At 66.1% G+C, this 254-nt stretch carries 1 pseudogene; it reads left to right on the top strand.

What is annotated here, in order from left to right:
* Window positions 1-254: pseudogene (locus KVS69_RS19945) on the top strand (cobalamin biosynthesis bifunctional protein CbiET); the annotation flags it as partial.

The following is a 254-nucleotide window of genomic DNA, read 5'->3' as shown; positions in this document are numbered from 1 at the left end:
AAAGCAAAGCCGCTGGCTGTCCATCGTCGGCATCGGCGAGGACGGCGTGAAGGGGCTGGGCGAGAACGCGCGGAGTGCGATTTCCGAGGCGTCGGTCGTCTTCGGCGGCAAGCGGCATCTGGAACAGGCCGCGACGCTGAACAATGGCGAGGCGAGAGCCTGGCCCACGCCCTTCGACACAGCGATGCGCGATGTCGTGTCGCTCCGCGACCGGCAAGTCTGCGTCTTGCCTTCCGGCGACCCATTCTTCTTCG

Origin of the sequence: Stenotrophomonas sp. GbtcB23 (assembly GCF_019091045.1) — a bacterium.
GTDB lineage: Bacteria > Pseudomonadota > Gammaproteobacteria > Xanthomonadales > Xanthomonadaceae > Stenotrophomonas > Stenotrophomonas rhizophila_A.
This window is presented reverse-complemented; position numbering and strand designations above follow the sequence as displayed.